Annotated in this window: 19 protein-coding genes; 10 read left to right on the forward strand and 9 right to left on the reverse strand. The window is 69.7% G+C overall.

Annotation, left to right across the window (positions count from 1 at the left end; all coding sequences use genetic code 11):
• Positions 1-174 precede the first annotated feature (174 nt).
• The 5 genes from IEZ09_RS17945 to IEZ09_RS17965 all read left to right on the forward strand — a co-directional run bounded on the left by IEZ09_RS17945 (position 175) and on the right by IEZ09_RS17965 (position 4,736).
• Positions 175-1,014 (forward strand): helix-turn-helix domain-containing protein, encoded by an 840-nt coding sequence (locus IEZ09_RS17945; RefSeq protein ID WP_189254846.1) that lies wholly within the window; start codon positions 175-177, stop codon positions 1,012-1,014.
• A gap of 81 nt (positions 1,015-1,095) precedes the next feature.
• Positions 1,096-1,698, forward strand: coding sequence for a phosphatidylinositol phosphate synthase (gene pgsA / locus IEZ09_RS17950; protein ID WP_189254847.1), 603 nt, complete (start codon positions 1,096-1,098; stop codon positions 1,696-1,698).
• Entirely contained in the window at positions 1,695-2,597 is a 903-nt protein-coding gene (locus IEZ09_RS17955; RefSeq protein WP_189254848.1) for a phosphatidylinositol mannoside acyltransferase, read from the forward strand. Before pgsA ends, IEZ09_RS17955 begins: the two co-directional genes overlap by 4 nt.
• Positions 2,594-3,706, forward strand: a complete 1,113-nt coding sequence (locus tag IEZ09_RS17960) for a glycosyltransferase family 4 protein (protein WP_189254849.1) — start codon at positions 2,594-2,596, stop codon at positions 3,704-3,706. Before IEZ09_RS17955 ends, IEZ09_RS17960 begins: the two co-directional genes overlap by 4 nt.
• A 79-nt stretch (positions 3,707-3,785) precedes the next feature.
• Positions 3,786-4,736, forward strand: a complete 951-nt coding sequence (locus IEZ09_RS17965; protein WP_189254850.1) for an NUDIX hydrolase — start codon at positions 3,786-3,788, stop codon at positions 4,734-4,736.
• Between the two features lie 229 nt (positions 4,737-4,965).
• Here IEZ09_RS17965 and IEZ09_RS17970 read toward each other — a convergent pair whose 3' ends face one another.
• From IEZ09_RS17970 to IEZ09_RS17990, 5 genes are read right to left on the reverse strand one after another with little or no spacing between them, the layout of a single operon-like run.
• Entirely contained in the window at positions 4,966-6,183 is a 1,218-nt protein-coding gene (locus IEZ09_RS17970) for a DUF4241 domain-containing protein (RefSeq protein WP_189254851.1), read from the reverse strand.
• A 43-nt stretch (positions 6,184-6,226) separates the two neighbouring features.
• A complete protein-coding gene (locus IEZ09_RS17975) occupies positions 6,227-7,219 on the reverse strand; it encodes a TIGR03842 family LLM class F420-dependent oxidoreductase (RefSeq protein ID WP_189254852.1) in 993 nt (330 codons plus the stop codon).
• An 11-nt stretch (positions 7,220-7,230) separates the two neighbouring features.
• Complete coding sequence (hydA, locus tag IEZ09_RS17980) at positions 7,231-8,616, reverse strand: dihydropyrimidinase (protein ID WP_189254853.1); 1,386 nt, start codon at positions 8,614-8,616, stop codon at positions 7,231-7,233.
• Entirely contained in the window at positions 8,613-9,455 is an 843-nt protein-coding gene (locus tag IEZ09_RS17985; RefSeq protein ID WP_189254854.1) for a nitrilase-related carbon-nitrogen hydrolase, read from the reverse strand. Before IEZ09_RS17985 ends, hydA begins: the two co-directional genes overlap by 4 nt.
• Entirely contained in the window at positions 9,452-10,960 is a 1,509-nt protein-coding gene (locus IEZ09_RS17990) for an NCS1 family nucleobase:cation symporter-1 (protein ID WP_189254855.1), read from the reverse strand. Before IEZ09_RS17990 ends, IEZ09_RS17985 begins: the two co-directional genes overlap by 4 nt.
• A gap of 387 nt (positions 10,961-11,347) precedes the next feature.
• Between IEZ09_RS17990 and IEZ09_RS17995 the strand changes: the two genes are divergently transcribed.
• Positions 11,348-11,761, forward strand: coding sequence for an alpha/beta hydrolase (locus IEZ09_RS17995; protein WP_189254856.1), 414 nt, complete (start codon positions 11,348-11,350; stop codon positions 11,759-11,761).
• On the opposite strand, the gene IEZ09_RS18000 is transcribed toward IEZ09_RS17995, so the two are convergent.
• The 3 genes from IEZ09_RS18000 to IEZ09_RS18010 are packed head-to-tail and all read right to left on the reverse strand — an operon-like array spanning position 11,742 to position 13,669.
• On the reverse strand, positions 11,742-12,245 hold the full coding sequence (locus tag IEZ09_RS18000; protein WP_189254857.1) for an RDD family protein: 504 nt from the start codon (positions 12,243-12,245) through the stop codon (positions 11,742-11,744). The genes IEZ09_RS17995 and IEZ09_RS18000 overlap by 20 nt on opposite strands.
• 36 nt (positions 12,246-12,281) lie before the next feature.
• Positions 12,282-12,902 carry a class I SAM-dependent methyltransferase gene (locus IEZ09_RS18005; protein ID WP_189254858.1) on the reverse strand — a complete coding sequence of 207 codons (621 nt, stop codon included), beginning with the start codon at positions 12,900-12,902 and terminating at the stop codon, positions 12,282-12,284.
• A gap of 59 nt (positions 12,903-12,961) precedes the next feature.
• Positions 12,962-13,669 (reverse strand): MerR family transcriptional regulator, encoded by a 708-nt coding sequence (locus IEZ09_RS18010; protein ID WP_189254859.1) that lies wholly within the window; start codon positions 13,667-13,669, stop codon positions 12,962-12,964.
• A gap of 127 nt (positions 13,670-13,796) precedes the next feature.
• Here IEZ09_RS18010 and IEZ09_RS18015 point away from each other — a divergent pair, with 127 nt between their 5' ends.
• A complete protein-coding gene (locus IEZ09_RS18015; RefSeq protein WP_189254860.1) occupies positions 13,797-14,237 on the forward strand; it encodes a hypothetical protein in 441 nt (146 codons plus the stop codon).
• 60 nt (positions 14,238-14,297) lie between these two features.
• Here the strand turns inward: IEZ09_RS18015 and IEZ09_RS18020 are convergent, their stop codons facing one another.
• Positions 14,298-15,890, reverse strand: a complete 1,593-nt coding sequence (locus tag IEZ09_RS18020) for a PucR family transcriptional regulator (RefSeq protein ID WP_189254861.1) — start codon at positions 15,888-15,890, stop codon at positions 14,298-14,300.
• 107 nt (positions 15,891-15,997) lie between these two features.
• Between IEZ09_RS18020 and IEZ09_RS18025 the strand changes: the two genes are divergently transcribed.
• From IEZ09_RS18025 to IEZ09_RS18035, 3 genes are all read left to right on the forward strand, one after another.
• The gene (locus tag IEZ09_RS18025) at positions 15,998-17,281 is read left to right on the forward strand and encodes an aspartate aminotransferase family protein (RefSeq protein ID WP_189254862.1); all 1,284 of its coding nucleotides are present in this window, start codon (positions 15,998-16,000) and stop codon (positions 17,279-17,281) included.
• The gene (locus IEZ09_RS18030) at positions 17,278-18,759 is read left to right on the forward strand and encodes a CoA-acylating methylmalonate-semialdehyde dehydrogenase (protein WP_189254863.1); all 1,482 of its coding nucleotides are present in this window, start codon (positions 17,278-17,280) and stop codon (positions 18,757-18,759) included. Before IEZ09_RS18025 ends, IEZ09_RS18030 begins: the two co-directional genes overlap by 4 nt.
• Before the next feature lie 92 nt (positions 18,760-18,851).
• Positions 18,852-23,060, forward strand: a complete 4,209-nt coding sequence (locus tag IEZ09_RS18035; RefSeq protein WP_189254864.1) for a tetratricopeptide repeat protein — start codon at positions 18,852-18,854, stop codon at positions 23,058-23,060.
• Positions 23,061-23,064 lie beyond the last annotated feature (4 nt).

Genomic DNA, 23,064 nt, shown 5'->3' on the forward strand with positions numbered 1-23,064 from the left:
CACGGAATAGCGTCGTTGCAACTTTTGGGTGCTTTTGGTCAACCGATCGAGACGAAATGCCAGCACAAAGCGATTCCAGGTAGGTGAGATCACCCACCTGGAGGTGTCAAGGGTGAGTCAAGTCCCCGCCGATGGCCGATCGTCTGACCGTGCACAGATGGTTACGGTGCGAACATGACCGCACCTGAGCGTTCGCGATTAGCGAGAGAACGGCTTTCGCGTGAACTACGCCGGTTGCGCACCGAGGCGAAGATGACCGGCACGGCCACCGCCCGTGCCACCGGGATGAGCCAGTCCAAGCTGTCGAAGATCGAGAACGGCATGCTGCTCCCGTCCGTCACGGATGTGGAGCGTCTCGTCGCCGAACTGGCCGCGACGAGAGAGACGCGCATCGAACTGGTCGAACTCGCCAGGTCGCTGCACGCGGAGGCGGAAACCCGCCGCGTCGTGCTGCACCGAGGGGCGCACCGCCACCAGCAGACGATCAGCCGCGTGGAGGCCCGTGCTGCGACGTCGAGGTTCTTCCAGGTCAACCTGGTCCCCTCGCTGCTGCAGTCCGAGTCCTACCTGAGGATCGTGCTGGGGACGATGCCGCAGTCCGAACAGGAGGCCGCCGTCGCAGCGCTGCGGATCCGGCGTTCGCGCATGGACGACCTGGCGAAGCAGTTCGTGTTCGTGCTGACCGAGAGCGCGCTGCGCTGGCGGATGGGCTCGGCGGACCTGATGGCGGAACAGGTCGAGCACCTGGCCGCGATCCAGCGCCGCCCGAACGTCCGTCTCGGCGTGGTGCCGTGGTCGGCCGACGCGAACATGGTCGCGCTGCACGGTTTCCACATCTACGACGAACGTGTTGTCACGGTCAGCGTGCTGACCGGCAACGCCACCATCACCGATCCGCTGGACGTGCGCGAGTACCTCGCGTTGTTCGGCCGGCTGGAGCGGCTGGCGGTGCGGGGGGAGGAGCTGCAGGCCTTGCTGAAACGGATCGCCGAGGACCACCGCAGGCTCGGCTAGAGGGGTACAGGGGATCTCTCGTGGGTGCCGCCTCACCCGCGAGCAGCGAGTTTCAGCAGTCCAGCTAGGCTGCGACACGCCATGCTGAACATCTTCGCTCGCGCGTCCGTCTCGCGCGTCACCGATCCGATCGGGGCGTGGTTGCTGGCGCGTGGCCTCACGCCCAACGTCGTCACCGTGATCGGCACGGCCGGCGCCGTCGCGAGCGCGCTCTGGTTCATCCCCCGCGGGCAGCTGTTCGTCGGCTGCGCGCTGGTGACGTTCTTCGTGCTGCTCGACCTGATCGACGGTGCGATGGCTCGCGCCCAGGGGCCCACGAGGTTCGGTGCCGTGCTCGACGCGACCTGTGACCGCATCGCGGACGGGGCCCTGTTCGCCGCGCTCACCTGGTACGCGTTCGCGAGCGGCAACCGGTGGACGGCTGCGGCGGGCTTCATCTGCCTGGTGGCCTCGCAGGTCATCTCCTACGTGAAGGCGCGCGCCGAGGCGTCCGGGCTCAGCGCCGACGGCGGGCTGGCCGAGCGGGCCGAGCGGTTCATCGTCGCCCTCGTCGGTGCCGGTGTGCAGGGGCTCGGCGTGCCGCATCTCATGGACATCTCGTTGTGGCTGCTCGCGGTCATGACGGTGGCGACGGTGATCCAGCGCGTCCTGGCCGTGGCCAAGTCGGCGCGGGAGGCCGCGTGAACCTCGCGACGCTCGGATACACCGCCGGGTGGCGGCTCATCCGCCTGTTGCCGCAGTCGTGGGCTCGCGCTTTGTTCCGGCTCGGCGCGGACTGGGCGGCCAGGCGCGGCGGCGAGAGCGTCGAGCAGTTGCGCACGAACCTGCGCCGGGTCGTGCCGCAGGCGGGTGAGGACGAGCTGGACGAGCTCGTGCGCGACTCGTTGCGGTCGTACGCGCGCTACTGGTGCGAGGCGTTCCGGCTGCCGTCGATGGACCTGCGCGCCGTCTACGAGAAGTGCGACTCGCAGGTGTCGGGCCAGGAGAACCTCGACGCGGCGCTGAGGGAGGGCACCGGCGCGGTCGTCGCGCTGCCGCACAGCGGCAACTGGGACATGGCGGGCGTCTGGCTCGTCGGCCACTCCGGCACGTTCACGACGGTGGCGGAGCGGTTGAAGCCCGAGTCGCTGTACCGCAAGTTCGTGGAGTTCCGCGAGACGCTCGGCTTCGAGGTGCTGCCGCTCAACGGGGGCGACCGTCCACCTGCGACGGTGCTCGCCGAGCGCCTGCGGGCGGGCAAGGTCGTGTGCCTGCTCGCCGACCGCGACCTGACGTCGTCGGGCGTTCCCGTGACGTTCTTCGGCGAACAGACCCTGATGCCCGCCGGCCCCGCGCACCTGGCCATGACCACGGGCGCCGCGCTCCTGCCGGTCGGGTGCTGGTTCACCGAGGACGGCTGGCACTTCCGCATCCACCCGCCGATCAAGGTCAGCACGGTCCAGGCGGCCACGCAGGCGATCGCGGACGTGTTCGCCGCCGACATCGCCGCCCACCCGGCCGACTGGCACATGCTGCAGAAGCTCTGGCTCGCCGACCTGCCGGAGAGCCGCCGCGCCGCCCTCGCCAGGAGGCTCTCGCGGTGAAGGTGGGGATCGTCTGCCCGTACTCCTTCGACGTGCCAGGGGGAGTGCAGGCCCACGTCGTCGACCTCGCGCGAGCCCTGATCTCGCTCGGGCACGAGGTGAACGTCCTGGCGCCCGCCGACGACGACCAGTCGCTGCCCCCTTTCGTGACGTCCGCCGGCCGCGCGGTGGGCATCCCGTACAACGGGTCCGTGGCGAGGTTGTCCTTCGGTCCCGTCTCGTACGCGCGGGTCCGTCGCTGGATCGACGAGCACTCCTTCGACGTCCTGCACCTGCACGAGCCCACCGCGCCGTCGCTGTCGATGCTGGCGCTGATGGTCGCCGACGGCCCGATCGTCGCCACCTTCCACACCTCGACGCCGCGCTCCAAGATGCTCTCGGCGTTCCAGGGCGTGCTGCAGCCGTTCCTGGAGAAGGTCACCGCCCGCATCGCCGTGTCCGCGCTGGCCCGCCGGGTGCAGGTCGAGCACCTCGGCGGCGACGCGGTGGAGATCCCCAACGGCGTCGACGTCGACTTCTTCGCCTCGGCGTCCACTTTGGACGGCTATCCGCGGCCCGGCGGCACGATCGGCTTCGTGGGCCGCTACGACGAGCCGCGCAAGGGGATGCCGATCCTGTGGGAGGCCTTCGGTCTCATCGCCGAGGAGTTCCCCGACCTGCGGCTGCTGGTCGTGGGCCGCGGCGAGTCGTCGTTCGACGGACCGTTCAGCGATCGCGTCGACCTGCTCGGCCAGGTCGACGACGCCGAGAAGGCCCGCATGCTGCGTTCGGTGGACGTCTACGTGGCGCCCAACACCGGCGGCGAGTCCTTCGGCATCATCCTCACCGAGGCCATGTCGGCCGGCACCGCCGTGGTGGCTTCGGACCTCGACGCGTTCCGCCGCGTGCTGGACGACGGCAAGGCCGGTGTCCTCTTCCCGGTCGGCGACGCGCGGGCCCTGGCCGACGCGCTGCGGTCGGTGCTGCGGGATTCCGCTCTGCGCGCCGAGTACGTCGCCGCGGCGTCGCAACGGGTGCAGGCCTTCGACTGGTCCGTGGTCGCGAGCCAGGTGCTGCGCGTCTACGAGACGGCCATCGCCGCCGACCCGCGCCGGGTGAGCGAGGCATGACCGCTGTGCTGTTCGCCGCCGATCGTTTTCGCGGTGGTCACGATCGATGCACCGTTGATCCGTGCGGGGTGAGCCGGTCGTGACCACCGCGCTCGTCGTCGTGCTCGTAGCGTTGCTGCTGGCCGCCTGGATCCTGGCCATCGCCAACCGCCTCGACCGCCTGCACGTCCGCACCGACGCGGCCTGGGCGGCCCTGGACGCCGCCCTGGCCCGCCGCGCCGTCGTGACCCGCGCCCTGCTGGACCCGGCGCTGTCGGCTGCCGCGTCCCGCGCCGAGTCGGCGTCCCGCGCCGAACGCGAACTGGCCGAGAACGAACTCTCGGGCCTCCTGGCAGCCGTGGACAGGTCTTCCCTGGCACCCGCGCTGGCGTTCGAGCTCGCCGACGCCGAGGAACGCGTGGTGCTGGCCCGCCGCGTGCACAACGACGCCGTCCGCGACACGTTGTTGCAACGCCGCCGCCGCATCGTCCGCTGGCTGCGCCTGTCCGGCACCGCACCGCAACCGTCGTACTTCGAGATCGCCGAGCCCACCGCCCCCTCGGACGCCGTGATGCTCACACCCCGCCCATCCGCCCGTGTGGTGCTGACGGACTCCGCGGGCCGCGTGCTGCTGTTCCAGGGCTTCGACCCGGCGCGCCCCCAGGAACTCTTCTGGTTCACCGTCGGCGGCGGCGTGGAGGACGGCGAGGAGCTGCGCGACGCGGCCGTCCGCGAGACCTTCGAGGAGACCGGCGTGAAGCTCGCGCCGGACGCGTTGGTCGGCCCGATCTGGCGCCGCCGCGCGGTGTTCAGCTTCGACGGGCACACGTTCGACGCGGAGGAGTGGTTCTTCTACGCGCGCCTCGACGGTGATCTCGCCATCGACACCTCCGGGTTCAACGACGTCGAGGAGACCACCATCTCCGCGCACCGGTGGTGGAGCGCGGAGGAGCTGGAGTCCACTGAGGACACCGTGTACCCGGTGCAGCTGGCCGAGCTGCTGCGCGACCTCACCGGGGAGTGGGACGGGCAGACCCGCACCGTCCGTTGACCGGTCGCGTCATTCGGACGCCTTCTGCGCGTCGCCGTTCGAATTGCAGCTGGCCGGCGAGCAGTTCCTCGAACCCTGCCGCGGCTTCGGCACGACGTTCGCGAGACATCGCCGGGCCGGTGGCGTCTGGCGCCCAGGATCGCGGCGGTGGCCGGTGGAAGTGCACGCCGCCGGCGATCGTGCCGGTCTGCACGACCTGACCGGCGACGTGCGGCACCGGAGCATCAGCTCAGGTCAGCACCTCCTCCGCCACCTCCTCGGCATAGCGCAGGAGCAGCATGTCCGCGACGAAGCAGGCGACCTCGCCGCTCGCGGAGCGGCCGACCCACACCGGATACGCGCCGTCGCCCATGCCGGACGAGAACGCGACCAGCGTGCCGCCGGACTCCGGCTCGGTCAGCACCGCCGTCCTCGGCCCGTCCGTCGTGCAGAGCTGGTCGATCATCTCGTCGGACTCGGCGATGAGCTCGTCCAGCGCGGGGCACGCGACGGCGTCGACGAAGCAGCCCTGCCCGCCGTCCACGCCGAAGCCGTAGTACTCGCCGTCGCCGAGCAGCAGGGTGTCCTGCTCCGCCGTGACCGCGTGCTCCCACGACACCACCGGTTCCGGGGTGACCACCAGCTTCGCCGCCGCGACCCTGACGTGCTCCGGCTCGTCCTCGAATCGCAGGATCGACAGCTCGAGCCGGTGGTCGCCGGGCGCGATCGTGGCGGTGAACGGCTTGGCGTCGTAGAGCAACGCGGGATCGGCCACGACGACCTGGCCCGTCGGGAACCGCACCGTGCCGCCGTCCGCCAGTTCGGTCACCACCGTCCTGTTCCAGTGCGGCACGGTCCACCGCCTGCCGGGCTGGAACGCGGCTTCGAGGCCTTCCGGCCGCAACGGCGCCGACGGGTGCCACGGCGGCTCGGCGAACTCCTGCTCCGAGTCGGCCTCGACCAGGTCCGCGTCGACGGCGCAGAGCCCGGCCCAGTCGGAGAACCGCGGCACGTCCTGGAAGAACTCGGCGGGATCGCCCTCGTGCTGCCACTCCGAGCCGCCACCACCGGCCCCGCCCTCCCACTGCCACTGACGGCGCTGCTGCCCGTCCGGTTCGTTGGAGATCTTGACGGTGTCGCAGTCCTCGGCGAACTCGGCGCTCTCGGGGCCCCGGTAGGTCCATTCGCGGGTCAGCAGGTGGAACAACCTCCCGCCCAGCACGCGGTACTCGGCGGATCTCGCGCGTCTGCCCAGCTCGTCGAGGGTCCAGACCCTGGCGAAGCGCGCGCCCCACGCGATCTCGCCGACCCGCACGACGCGGCCGGTCTCCTGCTCCACGAGACAGAACGCGTACTGCTCGCCGGCGCGGTCACGCTCCCGCGCGACCGCGACCGGCAGGCGGCCGGTGATCATCCGCCGTGCGGGATCCCAGCCCTCGCAGTACACAACCCCCAGTGTTGTCGTCATGCCGGTCACGGTAGCGACCGGCACCGACAATTTTCGGAGGCTGCTACACGGCCGGGATGATCGCGGAGCCGTAGGCGTCGCGCGTCTTGTCCTTCTCGTCGTGCATCAGGTACAGCGCGAAGTTGTCGACGCCGATCTCCTTGAGCTCCTGCAACCGTTCGACGTGCGCGGACTCCGGACCGACCAGGCAGAAGCGGTCCACGATCGCGTCCGGCACGAAGTCAGTCGAGCGGTTGCCCGCCTTGCCGTGGTGGGAGTAGTCGTAGCCCTCCCGGTCCTTGATGTAGTCGGTCAACGCCTTGGGCACGACGCCGGAGTCGCCGTACCGCGCGACCAGGTCCGCCACGTGGTTGCCGACCATGCCGCCGAACCAGCGCAACTGATCCCGCTGATGGGGGAGATCAGTTCCGACGTACGCGGGTGCGGCCACGCACATCGTGATGGACGACGGGTCCCGGCCTGCGGCGGTGGCAGCGTCGCGGACGGAGCCGATGGTCCAGCGGGCGATGTCCGGGTCCGCGGTCTGCAGGATGAAGCCGTCGGCCTGTTCGCCGACCATCTTCAGCGCCTTGGGACCGTAGGCGGCCATCCAGATCTCGAGCTTTCCGTTGCGCACCCACGGGATTCGCACCGGCGTGCCGTGGTGCTCCACCTCGCGGCCCTCGGCCAGCTCCTTGATCACGTGCATCGCGGTGCCCAGCGTCGCGAGCGACGCGGGTTTCTGGCCGATCACGCGGCGGGCCGAGTCGCCCCGGCCGATGCCGCAGACCGTGCGGTTGCCGAACATGTCGTTCAGCGTGGCGAAGAGCGACGCCGTCACCGACCAGTCCCTTGTGGACGGATTGGTGACCATGGGCCCGATGATCAGGTCCTTGGTCGCGGCGAGGACCTGGGAGTAGATGACGAACGGTTCCTGCCACAGCACGCAGGAGTCGAACGTCCAGCCGTAGCGGAAGCCGCAGTCCTCGGCGGCGCGGAGGCCTTCCACCACGTCCCGCGCTGGCGGGTCGGTCTGCAGCACAATGCCGAAGTCCACGATGTTCCTTCCTAGACCAGGTACTGGTTGAGGTCGCGGGACACGAAGCGGCCGTGGCCCGTGGAGCCGTGGTAGGCGCCGTCGGCGATCACCTTGCGGCCGCGGGAGAACACCGTGTCGACCTTGCCCGTCACCTCGAAGCCCTCGTAGGCCGAGTAGTCCACGGCCATGTGGTGGGTCTCGGCGGAGATGGTCTGGGTCGCCGCCGGGTCGTAGATCACGACGTCGGCGTCGGCGCCCGGTGCGATCACGCCCTTGCGCGGGTACATGCCGAACATGCGGGCCGGCGTGGTCGAGGCGATCTCCACCCAGCGTTCGCGGGTGATCTCGCCCTTCACGACGCCCTGGTGCAGCAGGTCGACGCGGTGCTCGACGCCCGGCATGCCGTTGGGGATCTTGGAGAAGTCGCCGAGGCCCAGCTGCTTCTGGTCCTTGAAGCAGAACGGGCAGTGGTCGGTGCTCACGACGGACAGGTCGTTCGTCCTGAGCCCGCGCCACAACGACGACTGGTGCTCCTTGGGGCGCAACGGAGGCGACGCCACGTACTTCGCGCCCTCGAAGCCCGGCCTGGCCAGGTCCTCCAGCGACAGGTACAGGTACTGCGGGCAGGTCTCGGCGAACACGTTCTGGCCCGTGTCCCGCGCGGCCGTCACCGCGTCGAGTGCCTGTGCGGCGGACAGGTGCACGATGTACAACGGAGAACCGGTGACGCGAGCCAGCTGGATGGCGCGGGACGTGGCCTCGCCCTCCAGCTCCGGCGGGCGGGTCAGGCCGTGCTGGACCGGGTCGCCCAGGCCGTTGGCCAGCGCCTGCGCCACGAGCTGGTCGATCGCGATGCCGTTCTCGGCGTGCATCATGATCGTGGCGCCGGTCTCGCGGGCCTTCTGCATGGCGCGCAGGATCTCGCCGTCGGTGGCGTAGAAGACACCGGGATAGGCCATGAACATCTTGAAGCTGTTCACCCCGGCCGCGATGCACGACTCCATCTCCTTGAGCGACTCGTCGGTCACGTCGGAGATGATCATGTGGAAGCCGTAGTCGACGGCGCAGTTGCCGTCGGCCTTGGTGTGCCACTTGTCCAGAGTGGACAGCAGCGAGCTGCCCTTGGGCTGCACCGCGAAGTCGACGATCGTGGTGGTGCCGCCCCACGCCGCCGCGGTCGTGCCGGTCTCGAACGTGTCGGCGGACTGGGTGCCGCCGAACGGCATCTCCATGTGCGTGTGCACGTCGATGCCGCCGGGGATGACGTACTTCCCGGCCGCGTCGATCACGTCGTCGGCCTGGACGTCGAAACCGGGCGTGACGAGTGCGGCGATGTGCTCGCCCTCGATCAGCACGTCGGCGGCGTGCGCGCCGGTCGCGTTGATGACCAGGCCGTTGCGGATGAGAGTGCTCACGGCGTCACCAGGCCCTCGTAGGTGTCGGGCCGGCGGTCGCGGTAGAACGCCCACGTGTCGCGGACCTGGCTCAGCAGGTCCATGTCGAGGTCGCGCACCACGAGCTCTTCCTCGGTGTCCGACGCCGCGTCACCGACCAGCTGGCCGCGCGGCGAGACGAAGTACGTCTGGCCGTAGAACTCGTTGTCGCCCAACGGTTCCACGCCCACGCGGTTGATCGCGCCGACGAAGTACTCGTTCGCGACGGCCGCGGCGGGCTGCTCGAGCCGCCACAGGTACTCCGACAACGACCGCGACGTCGCCGACGGGTTGAACACGATCTTCGCCCCGGCCAGGCCGAGGGCGCGCCAGCCCTCGGGGAAGTGGCGCTCGTAGCAGATGTAGACGCCGATGCGCCCGACCGCCGTGTCGAACACCGGGTAACCGAGGTTGCCCGGCTTGAAGTAGAACTTCTCCCAGAAGCCCTTGACCTGCGGGATGTGGTTCTTGCGGTACTTGCCGAGGTACGTGCCGTCCGCGTCGATCACCGCTGCGGTGTTGTAGTAGACGCCCGGCTGTTCCACCTCGTACATCGGCACGATCAGCACGATGTTGTTCTGCGCGGCGACTTCCTTCATCAGCTCCGTCGTGGGGCCGTCCGGAATCCCCTCGGTGTAGGAGTAGAAGTCGGCGTCCTGAACCTGGCAGAAGTACGGTCCGTAGAAGAGCTCCTGGAGACACAGCACCTGCGCGCCCTGGGAAGCGGCGCTGCGGATGTGCTCGACCGCGTTCGCGATCATCGACTCCTTGTCGCCCGTCCACTTCTGCTGGACGAGCGCCGCCCGGATGATGTTGCTCACCTGGTCGTCTCCTTCACCGTGTTGTCCTTAAGAGCGAGGAAAACCAGGAAGCCGGCGACGAAGCCGACCACCCAGTTGTAGTCGTAGAGCGGCTTGAGGAACGGAATCAGGCCGCCTGCGGGGAACGGGCCTCCGTAGGCGCCGCCGACCGCGAGCACCCCGCCCACGAGCGTCGCCAGCACGGCACGCCAGTTCCAGCCGCCGTTGAACCAGTACGCACCCCGGCCGTCGAGGTAGAGGTCCTGGAGTTCGAGCCTGGTCTTGGAGATCACCCAGTACCCGGCGACGAACACACCGGCCACGCTCGCGAGCAGACCGCCGTAGAACCCGAGCCACGCGAAGATGTAGATGCTCGGGTCGGAGATCAGCCGCCACGGCTGGATCAGGATGCCGACGACACCGGTGATCAGGCCGCCCAGCGCGAACGTGATCCGCTTCGGGAACGCGTTGGAGAAGTCGTAGGACGGGCTGACGACGTTCGCCGCGAGGTTCGCCGAGATCGTGGCCAGCACCAGCGAGATCAACGCGATGAGCACCACCAGCGTGCTGTCGAACCGGGACGCGAGGTCCGCCGGGTCCCAGATCGCCTCGCCGTACAGCGCCTGCGCGCCGGACGTCGTCAGGATCGCGACGATCGCGATGAACGACATCGTGGTCGGCAGACCCAGGATCTGCCCGGTCGCCTGCTTGCGCTGGCTGCCGCCGAACCTCGTGAAGTCCGGCATGTTGAGCGACAGGGTCGACCAGAACGCGATCATGCCCATCAACGCGGGGAAGAAGACCTTCCAGAAGTCCGGCCCCCACCCGAGCTTGCTGCCGGTGTGCAGGATGGGCCCGAACCCGCCCGCCTTGACCAGCACGTAGCCCAGCAGGATCAGGAAACCGACGCTGACGAGCGGCGCCGTCCAGTTCTCGAACCGCCGGATCGCGTCCATGCCGCGCCAGATGATCAGCATCTGCACGACCCAGAAACCGAAGAAGCACAACCACAACGTCCACGGCTGACCGCCCACTTCGGACGCCTTGACCCACCCGTCGCCGGCCAGCCTGCCGATGATCACGTGCAGCGCCTTGCCGCCCACCCACGTCTGGATGCCGAACCAGGCGCACGCGATGAAGGCGCGCAGCAGGGCGACGAGATTGGCCCCTCGCACGCCGTAGAACGCGCGGGCGAACACGGGGAACGGGATGCCGTACTTCGTGCCGGCGTGACTGTTGAGCAGCATGGGGATCAGCACGATCAGGTTGCCCAGCGTGATCGTGACGAACGCCTGCACCCAGTCCATGCCCAGCGCGATCAGCGATGCCGCGAGCGTGTAACTGGGGATGTTGTGCGCCATGCCCATCCACAGCGCGAAGAAGTTGTACGTCGTCCAGGTCCGCTGCTCGATCGGCACCGGGGCGAGCTCGGGGTTGAAGAACCTGCTGTCCTCGATGGGACCTGTGTCGCTCAGCTCGACGCGGCCGTCAGGTGTGACCTGGGGCGGTGAGGACTCGACTGCCATCGTTCAACCCCCTGTTACGCTGCTGAAACAACGCCAACGCGGTCGGTTTCCATCCCGGAATCCTGGGTGCGCTGCCGCAGGTCTGGCAGTGTCAGAGTGTCCACGCTTGTCATGATCGGCGCACATTCTGTTTCGATCCACAGATGGGAGAGGTGTGCTGACGGAAAGCGTCAGCCGTGTCTCTTCCTCAGTGTCTTCTGGGGGCCAAGCCCCCAGACCCCAGCCGGGGGCTGCGCCCCCGGACCCCCAGCAGGTTGCCGCGCCCGAATTGGTGACACCGTCCTGAGGTGCGCGAATGGGAATCCGCTCGTGCTGGCCTGCCGTTGTCACACGCTCCTGGCAGCCTCGGTCTGCCCCGGTTCCTGCACGGATGCGGGTTCGGGTGCGGTGGTCAACGGCGGCGAGGACTACTGGGTGAACCTCACCCCGCCCGTGCCGTTCGACGCCGCTCTGGGCGTGTCGATGGGCGGGTTCGGTGTGCTGGACATCGCCTCGCAGCGTTCGCTGAAGGCCGTCGCGGCGATCAGCCCGGCGCTGTTCCCCACGTGGGAGGACGCCGAGCAGATCAACGGGTTCGCGTCCCGGGAGGTCTGGGAGGCGCACGAGCCGTTGCGGCACCTGGCGACCATCAGGTCACCCGTCGGCGTCTGGTGCGGGCAGGAGGACCCGTTCCACGACCCGGCGCGGGAGCTGGCCCGGGCGGTGGGGGCGCAGGGGTCGTTCGACCACGGCGCGCACGACGGCGGCTACTGGCGGCGCGTGCTGCCGGAGGCGTTGCGGTTCATCGGGTCCCGGCTTTGACGCGCACCACGGCCGTGCCCGCCTTCCGGTCGTGCCACGTCCGCGTCCCCCGCAGATCCAGCGCCTCCACCACCGTCAGCACGAGCAGCACCAGCCCGCCCACCAGCAACAGCGAGGCGAGCCACCCCGCGGACCCCGCGCCGACGTGTTCGCCGATGACGACCCACGGTTGTTGCCAGCCGAGGCCCGCCATCAGCGCCGGCTCCCGCCAGCCCAGACCGGTCAGCACGAGCACCACGCCCGCGCCGGGGAGGGCGGTCGTGATGAGCGTGCGGACCAGCACCCGTCTGAGGTGCAGGCCGGACGCGGGGCCCACCACCCTCAGGCCGGTCAGGGCCTTGCCGACGGTGTTCCAGCGCAGCAGCAGAGCGTCGTACGCGGCTGCGCAGAGCACCACCAGCACGGGCTCGTGGACCAACGGCCACGCCACGACCAGCACCAGCAGCCAGTCGAGCAAACGGGCGATCAGCCGACGAACGAGCATGATTCACGCTATGCGGCAGAAGTCGGTCATAAGTGGTCAGTTCATGGCCAGTTGACGTCCGAACTCGGCCAGCCAGCGGGACTCGTCGCGGTGGACGCGGCGGGTGGAGAGGCCGTCGGTCGCGAACGCCTTGATCTCCGAAGGCGTCAGCGGCCACGGCGGACCGTCCGGCTCGGGGCCCTCGTCCCGCGCGACGGCGAGCACCAGCAGTGTCGAGCCGACCAGGGACGCGACCTTCTCGATGGCCTCCGCGTGCAGGGACACCGGGAGGGCCTGCACCGTCATGTTTTCGACGACGAGGTCGAACGCGCGGTGCCACTCGGCGGGCGGGTTGAGCAGGTCGGCGACGACGTACCGCACCTTCGACTGCGGGTGGCGCCTGCGGACGGCGGCGACCGCGGTGGGGGAGATGTCGAACGCCGTCACGTCGTAGCCGAGGGAGGCGAGGAACTCCGAGTCGCGGCCGTAGCCGCAGCCCACGACCAGCGCACTGCGGCCCTGTCCGTCCGGAGCCTCGTGGGCCCATTCGACGAGGTGCTGCTGCGGATGGGGAACGTCCCAGGGGACGGAGGCCGTGCCGGCTTCGGCCTCCGCGTAGAGATCTTCGAACCATCCGGTCGGGTTGGCGGCCTGCAGGCGGCGGTCATCAGAGGGCATGACCCACTTCTACCGAGCCCGAGCCGGCCTCACCCGCCGATTTTGCCGATTCGGCAACGTCAGCGAGCTGCGCGCGCCTGACTGACGTAGTCGACCAGGCCGTCCTCGGCCGGCCACCCGATCTGCGTGCTGATCGCGGCCTTGTTCTCCTCCCACGACCGCTGCGCCGCCGCCTGGATCGCCGGGTCACCGCCGGTGAACTCGGCGCCGAGCTCGTCCCACTGCCGGGCCAGCTCGACGACGCGCGGGTCGGAGGGCGGGGTGCCGTCGGCCATGTGCTGACGCAGCTGCTTGACCAGCTCCAGCCAAGAGGCCTTCAGCGCCTCCACGGCCTCCGGCCCCATCGCCGCGGCGCGGGAACGCAGATCTTCCAGCTGGTCGGCGGTGAAGTAGCTCTCGTACACGGACATCATCTCCAAAGTGGACAGAAGGGACTCGGTGGTGTGCCCTTCGAGCAGGGCGGTGAGCCGTGACCGCAGCGCCTCCAGCCGCTGGGCCTGTGCGGTCAGCGCGGCGAGCTGGGCGGAGAAGATCGGGCGCAGCGAGTCCGATCGGGACAGTGCCGTGCGGACCTCGTCGAGCGAGAGGCCCAGCTGACGCAGCGATCTCACCTGATAGAGGCGACGAACGTCCTCCGGGGTGTACCGACGGTGACCGGATGTCGTGCGCTCGGACGCGACGACAAGTCCGATCTCGTCGTAGTGGTGGAGCGTGCGGACGGTCAGTCCGCTCGCTTTGGCCAGGTCACCGATGCTCCAGCGGGTCACACGACGACCGTAGGACCTCCCGTCGCGTGAGGTTCAAGTCCTCAACACCCGATCGAGCGGATTAATCGGCGAACCGAATCAGCCGATGAAAACGAAGATCGGTCCCCAAACCAGATTGAGGAAAACTGTGTCTCGTTCCGGACTGTTCCGTGCCGCCGCCCTGCTCGCCGCCGGCGCCGCCCCGCTGCTCGCGGGCTCGGCCAACGCCGTCGAGGTGCCGCAGCTCAACGGCGGCGTTCCCGAGGTCGGCGCGGACAAGGTGCTCGACGCCACGCAGCACGCCAACCCGCTCGACTCGGCGGGCGCGCTCAAGCTCGGCCACGTGCAGACGCCGGTCACCGGTGACGTGCAGGCTCCCGAGGCCCCGGCGGCTGCCCAGGAGCGCTCCCTGCCGGCACCCCTCGCGTCCGACCTGGGCGGCCTCCCGGCGCTGCCGAACGCCGACGACCTGGCGGGCAACGCGCACGTCGGCGGCCTCAAGGCCCCGAGCCTGTCCGACCTGCCGACCAACGGTGTCGTGCCGAACCCGAACGTCATCTCCGGCACCCTGCCGACGATCAACGGCTGACAGCTTCTGGATGAACGGCGCATTCGTTCACCTCAGGTGGACGAATGCGCCGTTCATCGCTCACGGGCCCAGTTCGTGCACCAGCAGGGCCACGTAGAGGGAGAGCACGGATTCCGGGTCCTCCAGGGAGACGCCCAGGACCTGCTCGATGCGGGCCAGCTGCTGGTAGTAGGCGGTGCGGGAGAGGTGCGCGGCCGCGGCGGCCGCCGACTTGTTGCCGCCGTTCTCGCACAGGCAGCGCAGCAGCTCGACCAGGCGTGAGCCCTGGGCGGAGTCGCGGGCCAGCAACGGGCCGAGCTCGCGGTCCGCGAACGCGCGCACCCGCTCGTCCTCACGCAGCAGGTGCAGCAGCCCGCGCAGTCGCACGTCGTCCAGCCGGTGGTAGAGCTGGGATCCCGGCGCCCGCAACGCCGCTCCTGCCACGTGCGCGGCCTCGCCCAGCGACCTGCGCACGTCCGATGTGGACGTCACGGTCGTGCCCACGGCGATCACCACGGCCGACGCCGCCGTCCGGTGGATCTCGCGCGCGACCTTGCGCAGAACTCCTTCCACCCCAACGGTCATCGGCACCGACAGCAGCGCGCGCACCGACGTGTCGTCCACGACGCCGACCAGCGCCGCGACCGTCACCCGCCGTCCCGCCAGCGCCGTCGCCTCGGCGAGATCGCGCAGAACCTCCTGCGTGGCAAGCGTTTGCCCCTGCAGCACGGACACCGGCCGGATCGCCATCCCGATCAGCTGACGGCGTTCCAGCGGCACGCCCAGCGCCGCCGCGCGGGCGCCCAGGTCGGGTGCCTGCGGCGACTGCCCCAGCAGCTGGGCCAGCAGGGTCCGGTGGGTCTGCCGTTCCAGCGACTCCCGGTCGCGCGCCACCAGCCGGTGCACGGCCAACGCGGACGCGGCCCGCTCGGCCACCACCACGTGCCGGTGCGGCGGCGGCTCCGGCGACACGAGCACGAGCCGGCCCCAGTCGGCCCCGCGCGCCCCGACGATCGTGATCAGCCAGCCGGACCCGGCGTGGTACGCGGTCCGCTCGGTCACCGTGACCGCCCGCGAGCGCGCCGCCCAGTCGTCGAGCAACGTCACCGGGTCGTGGCCCGCCGCGTCGTAGGCCAGCACGTCGTGGCCCAGCGTCTCCAGCACGACGGGCAGCCCGGACGTCCGCGCCACCTCGCGCAGCACCTCGGCGGGCTCGGCCCCGGCCACCGTCAGCGCGGTGAACGTCTCGTGCACCTGCTCCGCGGCCCGCAGCTCGGCCAGCTGGGCGTCCACGATCAGCCCCACGACCGCCTCCGTGACGGCCACGTACTTCGTCTCCTCGGACAGCGTGACCAGCGGTAACCCGTGCCGCTCCGCTGCGGTGACCAGCGCGGCCGGCACGTCGTCGCGCCACCGCCGCCCCAGCTCGACGATCAACCCGGCGCAGCCGACGGCGGCCAGTTCCTCGACGTAGCGGGCGAGTCCGGAGTCGGGCAGCATCACGCCCGTGGTGAGCACGAGCTCGCCGCCGCGCAGCAGCGGCGCGATGTCTGCGATCTCCGCCACATGCACCCAGCGGACCCGGCGCGACAGCCCGGCCGACCCGGCCACCAAACGCGGCTTTCCCTGCCTGATCACTGGCAGAGCGACGACATCGGCGACGGTCGGGTACATGGACACAACGTAATGCCAACCAGCCGATCCGGGTACATGTTGTGCATGGCGGCGACTCGGGCATCGCAGCAGACTCCGAGGACAGGAGTGAACCCCTGGAGGACGTGATGGCCCACAAGGAGCTGCTGGCACGACACCGCGCGGTGATGCCGAAGTGGCTGGCCCTCTACTACGACGAGCCCATCGAGATCGCGAGCGCCAGTGGGCGCCGGGTGACCGACCGCGAGGGCACGACCTACCTGGACTTCTTCGCGGGCATCCTGACCAACGCCATCGGCTACGACGTCGCGGAGATCAGCGACGCGATCCGCTCCCAGCTCGACACCGGCGTCCTGCACAGCTCCACGCTCTACCTGATCCGCTCACAGGTGGAGCTGGCCGAGAAGATCGCCGAGCTGAGCGGCATCCCGGACGCCAAGGTCTTCTTCACCAACTCCGGCACCGAGGCCAACGAGACCGCCCTGATGCTCGCGACCCAGGCGCGGCGCAGCGAGCAGGTGCTGGCCCTGCGCAACAGCTACCACGGCCGCGCGTTCGCCACGATCGCCATCACGGGCAACCGCGGCTGGTCCGCGTCCGCGCTGTCGCCGATCAAGGTCAGCTGGGTGCACGGCGGCTACCGCTACCGCAGCCCGTTCAGGGCCTTGGACGACAAGGACTACATCTCCGCCTGCGTCGACGACCTGCGTGAGGTCATCGAGACCACGACGTCCGGCGACGTCGCCTGCATGATCGCCGAGCCGATCCAGGGCGTCGGCGGCTTCACCTCCCCGCCCGACGGCCTGTTCCGCGCGTTCAAGGACGTGCTGGACGAGTACGGCATCCTCTTCATCTCCGACGAGGTGCAGACCGGCTGGGGCCGCACCGGCGAGCACTTCTGGGGCATCCAGGCGCACGACGTGGTGCCGGACGCGATGACGTTCGCCAAGGGCCTCGGCAACGGCCTCGCGATCGGCGGTGTCGTCGCGCGCGGCGACCTGATGGACGCGATCAACGCCAACTCGATCTCCACGTTCGGCGGCAACCCGGTCTCCACCGCGGGCGCGCTGGCCACCGTGAACTACCTGCTGGAGCACGACCTGCAGGCCAACGCGGCGAAGCTCGGCTCCCGGCTGCTCGCGGGCCTGCGCGAACTCGCGGAGAAGCACCCGGTCATCGGTGACGTGCGCGGCAAGGGCCTGATGGTCGGCGTCGAGCTCGTCGGGCCCGAGGGCGAGCCGAACCCCGGTGCCGCGACGGCGGTGCTCAACGAGGCGAAGGCACGCGGCCTGCTCGTCGGCAAGGGCGGCCTGTACGGCAACGTGATCCGGCTGGCGCCGCCGATGACGCTGACCGAGGACGAGCTCGAAGAGGCGCTGGGAATTCTCGCTCAGGCGGTGGAGAAGGCGTGATCAAACACTGGATCAACGGCAAGCACTGGCAGGACGCTCCCGAACGCACCGGTGACGTCTACGACCCGTCGACCGGCAAGGTGGCGAACCAGGTCGCGTTCGCGTCGGTGTCCGAAGTGGACGCTGCGGTCGACGCGGCCGCGGAAGCGTTTGCGTCGTGGCGCAACGCCTCGCTGGCGCAGCGCTCGACGGTGATGTTCAAGTTCCGCGAGCTGCTCAACGCCCGCAAGGGTGATCTCGCGGCGATCGTGAGCGCGGAGCACGGCAAGGTCGTCTCGGACGCGGGCGGCGAGATCCAGCGGGCGCTGGAGTCGGTCGAGTACGCGTGCGGCATCCCGCAGCTGCTCAAGGGCGGCTTCAGCGAGAACGCCTCGACCCGCGTCGACGTCTACTCGATCCAGCAACCGGTCGGCGTCGTCGGCGTGATCTCGCCGTTCAACTTCCCGGCGATGGTGCCGCTGTGGTTCGTCCCGACCGCGATCGCCTGCGGCAACACGGTCGTGCTGAAGCCGTCGGAGAAGGACCCGTCGGCGTCGATCTTCATCGCCGAGCTGTTCGCCGAGGCCGGGTTGCCGGACGGCGTGCTGAACGTCGTGCACGGCGACAAGGTGGCGGTGGACCGGCTGCTGGAGCACCCGGCGGTCAAGGCGATCTCGTTCGTCGGCTCCACGCCGATCGCCCGGTACGTCTACGAGACCGGCACCTCGCACGGCAAGCGCGTGCAGGCCCTGGGCGGCGCCAAGAACCACATGGTCGTGCTGCCCGACGCCGACCTCGACCTGGCCGCCGACGCCGCGGTGTCCGCCGGCTTCGGCTCGGCGGGGGAGCGGTGCATGGCCATCTCGGTGGTCGTGGCCGTCGGCCCGGTCGGTGACGAGCTGGTCGAGAAGATCAAGTCGCGGATCGCAGACGTGAAGGTGGGCTCGGGGCCGTCGTGCGAGATGGGGCCGCTCGTCACGGGCGTGCACCGGGACAAGGTCACGTCCTATTTGGACGCCGGTGTCGAGGCGGGCGCGTCGCTGGTCGTGGACGGCCGCAACCACCCGATCGACGGTGACGCGAGCGGGTTCTGGCTGGGGCCGACGCTGTTCGACCACGTCGGCACCGACATGTCGATCTACACCGACGAGATCTTCGGTCCGGTGCTGTCGGTCGTCCGCTGCGACTCGTACGAGGAAGCGGTCGAGATGGTGAACAGCAACCGGTACGGCAACGGCACCGCGATCTTCACCAACGACGGCGGCGCGGCCCGCCGGTTCCAGAACGAGATCGAGGTCGGCATGGTCGGCGTGAACGTGCCGATCCCCGTGCCGGTGGCCTACTACTCGTTCGGCGGCTGGAAGGAATCGCTGTTCGGCGACGCCCACGCGTACGGGCCGCACGGCGTGCACTTCTTCACCCGCTCGAAGGTCGTCACGTCCCGCTGGCTCGACCCGTCGCACGGAGGCGTCAACCTGGGGTTCCCGCAGAACACCTGACCACCCGGACGATGTAACGCCTGTGGCTCCATCACGACTACCGTGGTGGAGTCACAGGGGGTGCCGTGCCGCAACCGCAACGTCGCCGTTTGATGCAGGACGCGATCGACCAGAGCCAGAGCGAGTCGTTCGTGGGCAGAGGCCGCGAGGTGGCCGTGTTCCGGGGCAATCCGCAGGCCCCGAAGAAGAAGTTCGTCCTCAACATCCACGGCGACGCCGGCGTCGGCAAGACCTACCTGACGCGGCACCTGGTGTCGATCGCCAAAGAGGCCGGCATGGCCGCCGCCTACACCGACGACTCGCTGACCGACGTGCTGGCGGTGATGAACCGCATCGCCAAGGAGCTCGACGGCCAGGACGGCAAGCGGTTCCGCAAGTTCACCGACCGCTACCGCGACTACGAGAAGCACCGCGCCGAGCTCGAGGCAGACCCGAACGCGCCGGACAGCACCGCCGTCTTCCTCACGCGCGCGGCGGTGAAGGTGGGGCTCGGCGCGTTGCAGTCGGTGCCGGTGGTCGGCGCCGTGTCCGGTGCGTTGGACCAGAAGGCGCTGACCGACCAGCTCGTGCACTGGACGACCTACGTGGGCCGCAAGTTCGGCAACAAGGAGACCACCGATCTCGTCACCAAACCGGTGGAGACGCTGACTCCGCACTTCGTCGAGGCGTTGTTCGAGATCCCGGAGGAAACCGAGATCGCGCTCTTCTTCGACACCTACGAACGCACGTCGGACTTCCTCGACGGCTGGCTGCGCGATCTCCTGCAGGGCAAGTACGGCGGCCTGCCCTACAACGTGGTCCTCGTCATCGCCGGGCAGCTGCGGCTCGACCCCAACTCGTGGAGCGCGTGGGGCAACGTCATCCAGGACCTGCCGCTGGAGCCGTTCACGGCCGAGGAGATCGCGGGGTTCCTCGCCGGCAAGGGGATCACCGACCCGGTCGTCGTGGCCGAGATCTCCCAGCTGTCGAACGGGCTGCCGCTGCTCGTCGCCACGCTCGCGGAGAACCCTCCGTCGAGCGCGCGGGCCCGGGGCGCCACCGGCACCGCGGTCGAGCGGTTCCTGAAGTGGGAACCCGATCCCGCCCGGCAGCAGGCGGCCAAGGACGCCGCGTTGCCGAGGGTCGTGAACCTCGACGTGCTCGCCACGCTCGTCGAGAAGGGCAAGGCCGCCGAGATCCTGGACTGGCTGCGGCGCATGCCGTTCGTCAGCGAACACCCCGACGGCTACCAGTACCACCAGGTCGTGCGGTCGGCGATGCTGCGGCTCAAGCGGCGCGAGTCGCCGATCGCCTGGACCGCGATGCACGACCGGCTCGCCGACGCCGCCGTCGCGCGCAGGGCCGAGCTGCACGGCAGCGAGGCGAACTGGGCGAGCGAGCAGTGGCGCCGGCACGTCCACGACGAGGTCTACCACCGGCTGTGCGCACGGCCGGAGCGGTACCTGACCACGGCGCTGGAAATGGTCGTCGACACGGTCGACGCGCTCGACACGCGGCCGTGGGGAGCCGTCTTCACGCAGGCGGGACAGGACGTCGACGCGCCGTCGCTGGTGCGGTGGGGCGAGCTGCTGCGCGACACCGTGAAACCGCAGGGCTGGTTCAAGCTGTTCGACGCGCTGGAGGCCGTGCCCGCGCTGCCCCAGGTCACGAAGGCGCGCATCCACGCGTTCCGCGGGCTCTACCGCTTCGACGTCGACCCGGCGGGCGAGGGCGCGTTCGAGGAGCTCGACCGCGCGGTCGAGATGGCGCCGGACGATCCCATGGTCATCGGTGTGCGCGGCATGGCGCACCGTTCGCGCGGGCGCTACGACCAGGCACTGGCGGACTTCGAACGCGCGTTGGAGCTCAAGCCGGACTACTGGATGCGGGTGGCGAGCCGCGGCGAGACGTACCGGCTCATGGGCGACTACGAGGCCGCCGTGCGGGACTTCACCCTGGCGCTGGAGCACGAGCGCGACTCGTGGACCTACAACGCCCGCGGCCTCGCGCACTTCGACGCCGGATTCCTCGACCTGGCGCAGGCGGACTTCGAGAACGCGCGCGAGCTGGCGCCGGACGAGCCGGGTCCGGAGAGCCTCATCGCGTTCGTGCGCCTGCGGCACGGCGAACACGACGTCGCCGTCGCCACGATGGACGACCTGGTCGCGCGCTTCCCGGACGAGGCGTGGCTGCTGGTCAACCGCAGCATGGTCTACACCGCGGTGAACAGGGTCGACGAAGCGCTGGCCGATCTCCGCCGGGCGGTCGAGCTCGCACCGGGCGACGTCGCGTCCCGCCAGCTGCTCGGCGGGACGTTCCTGGAGTCGAACCGCTACGCCGAGGCGATCGAGGCCTACTCCGCGATCCTGGAGTTCGACCCCGGCAAGGACGACCGCTACCTCGCGCTCGCCAACCGCGGTCTGGCTCGCGCGGAGAGCGGTGACGCGGCCGGTGCGCTCGACGACCTGAGTGCGGCGCTGGAGCTGTATTCGGAAGACGTGTTCGTGCGCAAGACTCGTGCCCGCGTGTACAGCGATCTGGAGAAGTTCGAGGAGGCGTTGGCGGACATCGACCGGGTGCTCGCCGTCGATCCCGATCCCGCCACCTTGGTCCTGCGGGCCATGACGCTGCAGAACGCCGGACGTTTCGACGAGGCGGTGGCCGGGTTCACCGAGGCGCTGGGCCTGGACCTGGAGCCGCACGACCGCTATCTGGCTCTGGCCAACCGCGGTCTGGCTCGCACGGAGACCGGTGACCGGACCGGTGCGCTCGGCGACGTGAACGCGGCGCTGGAGTTGTTTCCGGACAACCTGATCGTGCGCAGGACACGCGCCCACCTCCACCTCGACTTGGAGATGTTCGAGGAGGCGTTGGCGGACATCGACCGGGTCATGGCCGTCGAGTCCGATCCCGAGATCAAGATCATGCGCGCGATGGCGTTGGACGGCACGGGGGCCACCGACGAGGCGATCGCCGGGTTCACGGAGGCGCTCAGCCTGGACCTGACCGAGGAAGGCCGGGTCGTCTGCCTCATGAACCGCGGCCTGATCCACATGGCCCGCCAGGAGCACGACCTCGCGGTGGTGGACTTCACGGCGGCTCAGGCGATCACGCCCGGCGACGAGCGCATCCTGGAGCACCAGGTCGACGCCCTGGCTCTGCTGGACCGGTACGACGAAGCCTTGGCGGCCAACGCGAAACGGCTCGCCATTGCGGGCGACCACCACGTCGTGGCGCGGCTGCAACGGGCCGACGTGCTGCGCGCCGCCGGCCGGCTCGCGGAGGCCCTGGAGGAGGACAGGGCGGCCTACGAACTGGATCACGACGTGCTGGGCACGTTGCTCGCCATCGCCAACACCCTCGGACTAGGTGCGAACCAGGCCGATGCGATCGAGTACCTGACCCACGTGCTGTCGTGGACCGGTCCGCACTACGACGTGCTGATCGCCCGTGCCAACGCACACTGGATGTCGGACGACTACGTGGCGGCGTACGCGGACCTCGACGCCGTGGAAGACCTGATGCCGCCGGATGCGACCGAACCGCACTACCTGCGCGCCAGGTGTCTGTACGAACAGGAGCGGTTCGACGAGGCCTTCGCGGTGCTCGACCGCGTGGAGGAGGTCGAACCCGGATCGACCGCCGGTCTCCGGGCCTGGTGGTATTTCGAGACGAAGCGGTTCGACGATGTGCTGACCCTCGATCCCGCGGATTCCGATGTACGCCGACTGCGCGCCGAGGCACTGGTCGCGCTGGACCGGCTGCGGGAAGCCGCCGACGAGTACGCCGCCATGGCCGAGGACTACTCGTGGCCGTCCGCGTTCCTGATCGACCGCACGAACGTGCTCGTCAGGCTGGGGCGCTTCGACGAGGTGCTGCGCGTCGCCGAAGCGGTGATCGCCGGCAGTGAGATCAACGGTGACGCCTTCGGTGTCCGAGCCGGTGAGCGCCTGCGCGCCGGGCGGTTCGCCGAGGCGCTCGCCGACGCCGACGCCGCAGTGGAACTGGAGCCGCGGGACGACTGGAAGCACGGTCTGCGGGCCGCCGCGCTGCACGGCCTGGGGCGTGGGGAGGAAGCCGTCGCGGCCGCGCGGGAAGCGCTTTCCCTCGTCGTGGAGCACCACGGTGCGCAGGTGGAAGGGCGCACTGCGCTGAACCGCCTCTGGTACCGGCTGCTGGCGCGCGAGGATCCGGGGGAGATGCCGGAGACGACGCGGGCCGAGTACGCACTCGCACTGGACGACGTGCGGCTCGTGGCGTCGATCCTGCCGGTTCGGGACGTGCTGGCCGAGCTGGAGAACCGGGCAGGGCGCGCGGAGTAGCAGG

The organism is Lentzea flava (assembly GCF_014648475.1).
Classification (GTDB): domain Bacteria; phylum Actinomycetota; class Actinomycetes; order Mycobacteriales; family Pseudonocardiaceae; genus Lentzea; species Lentzea flava.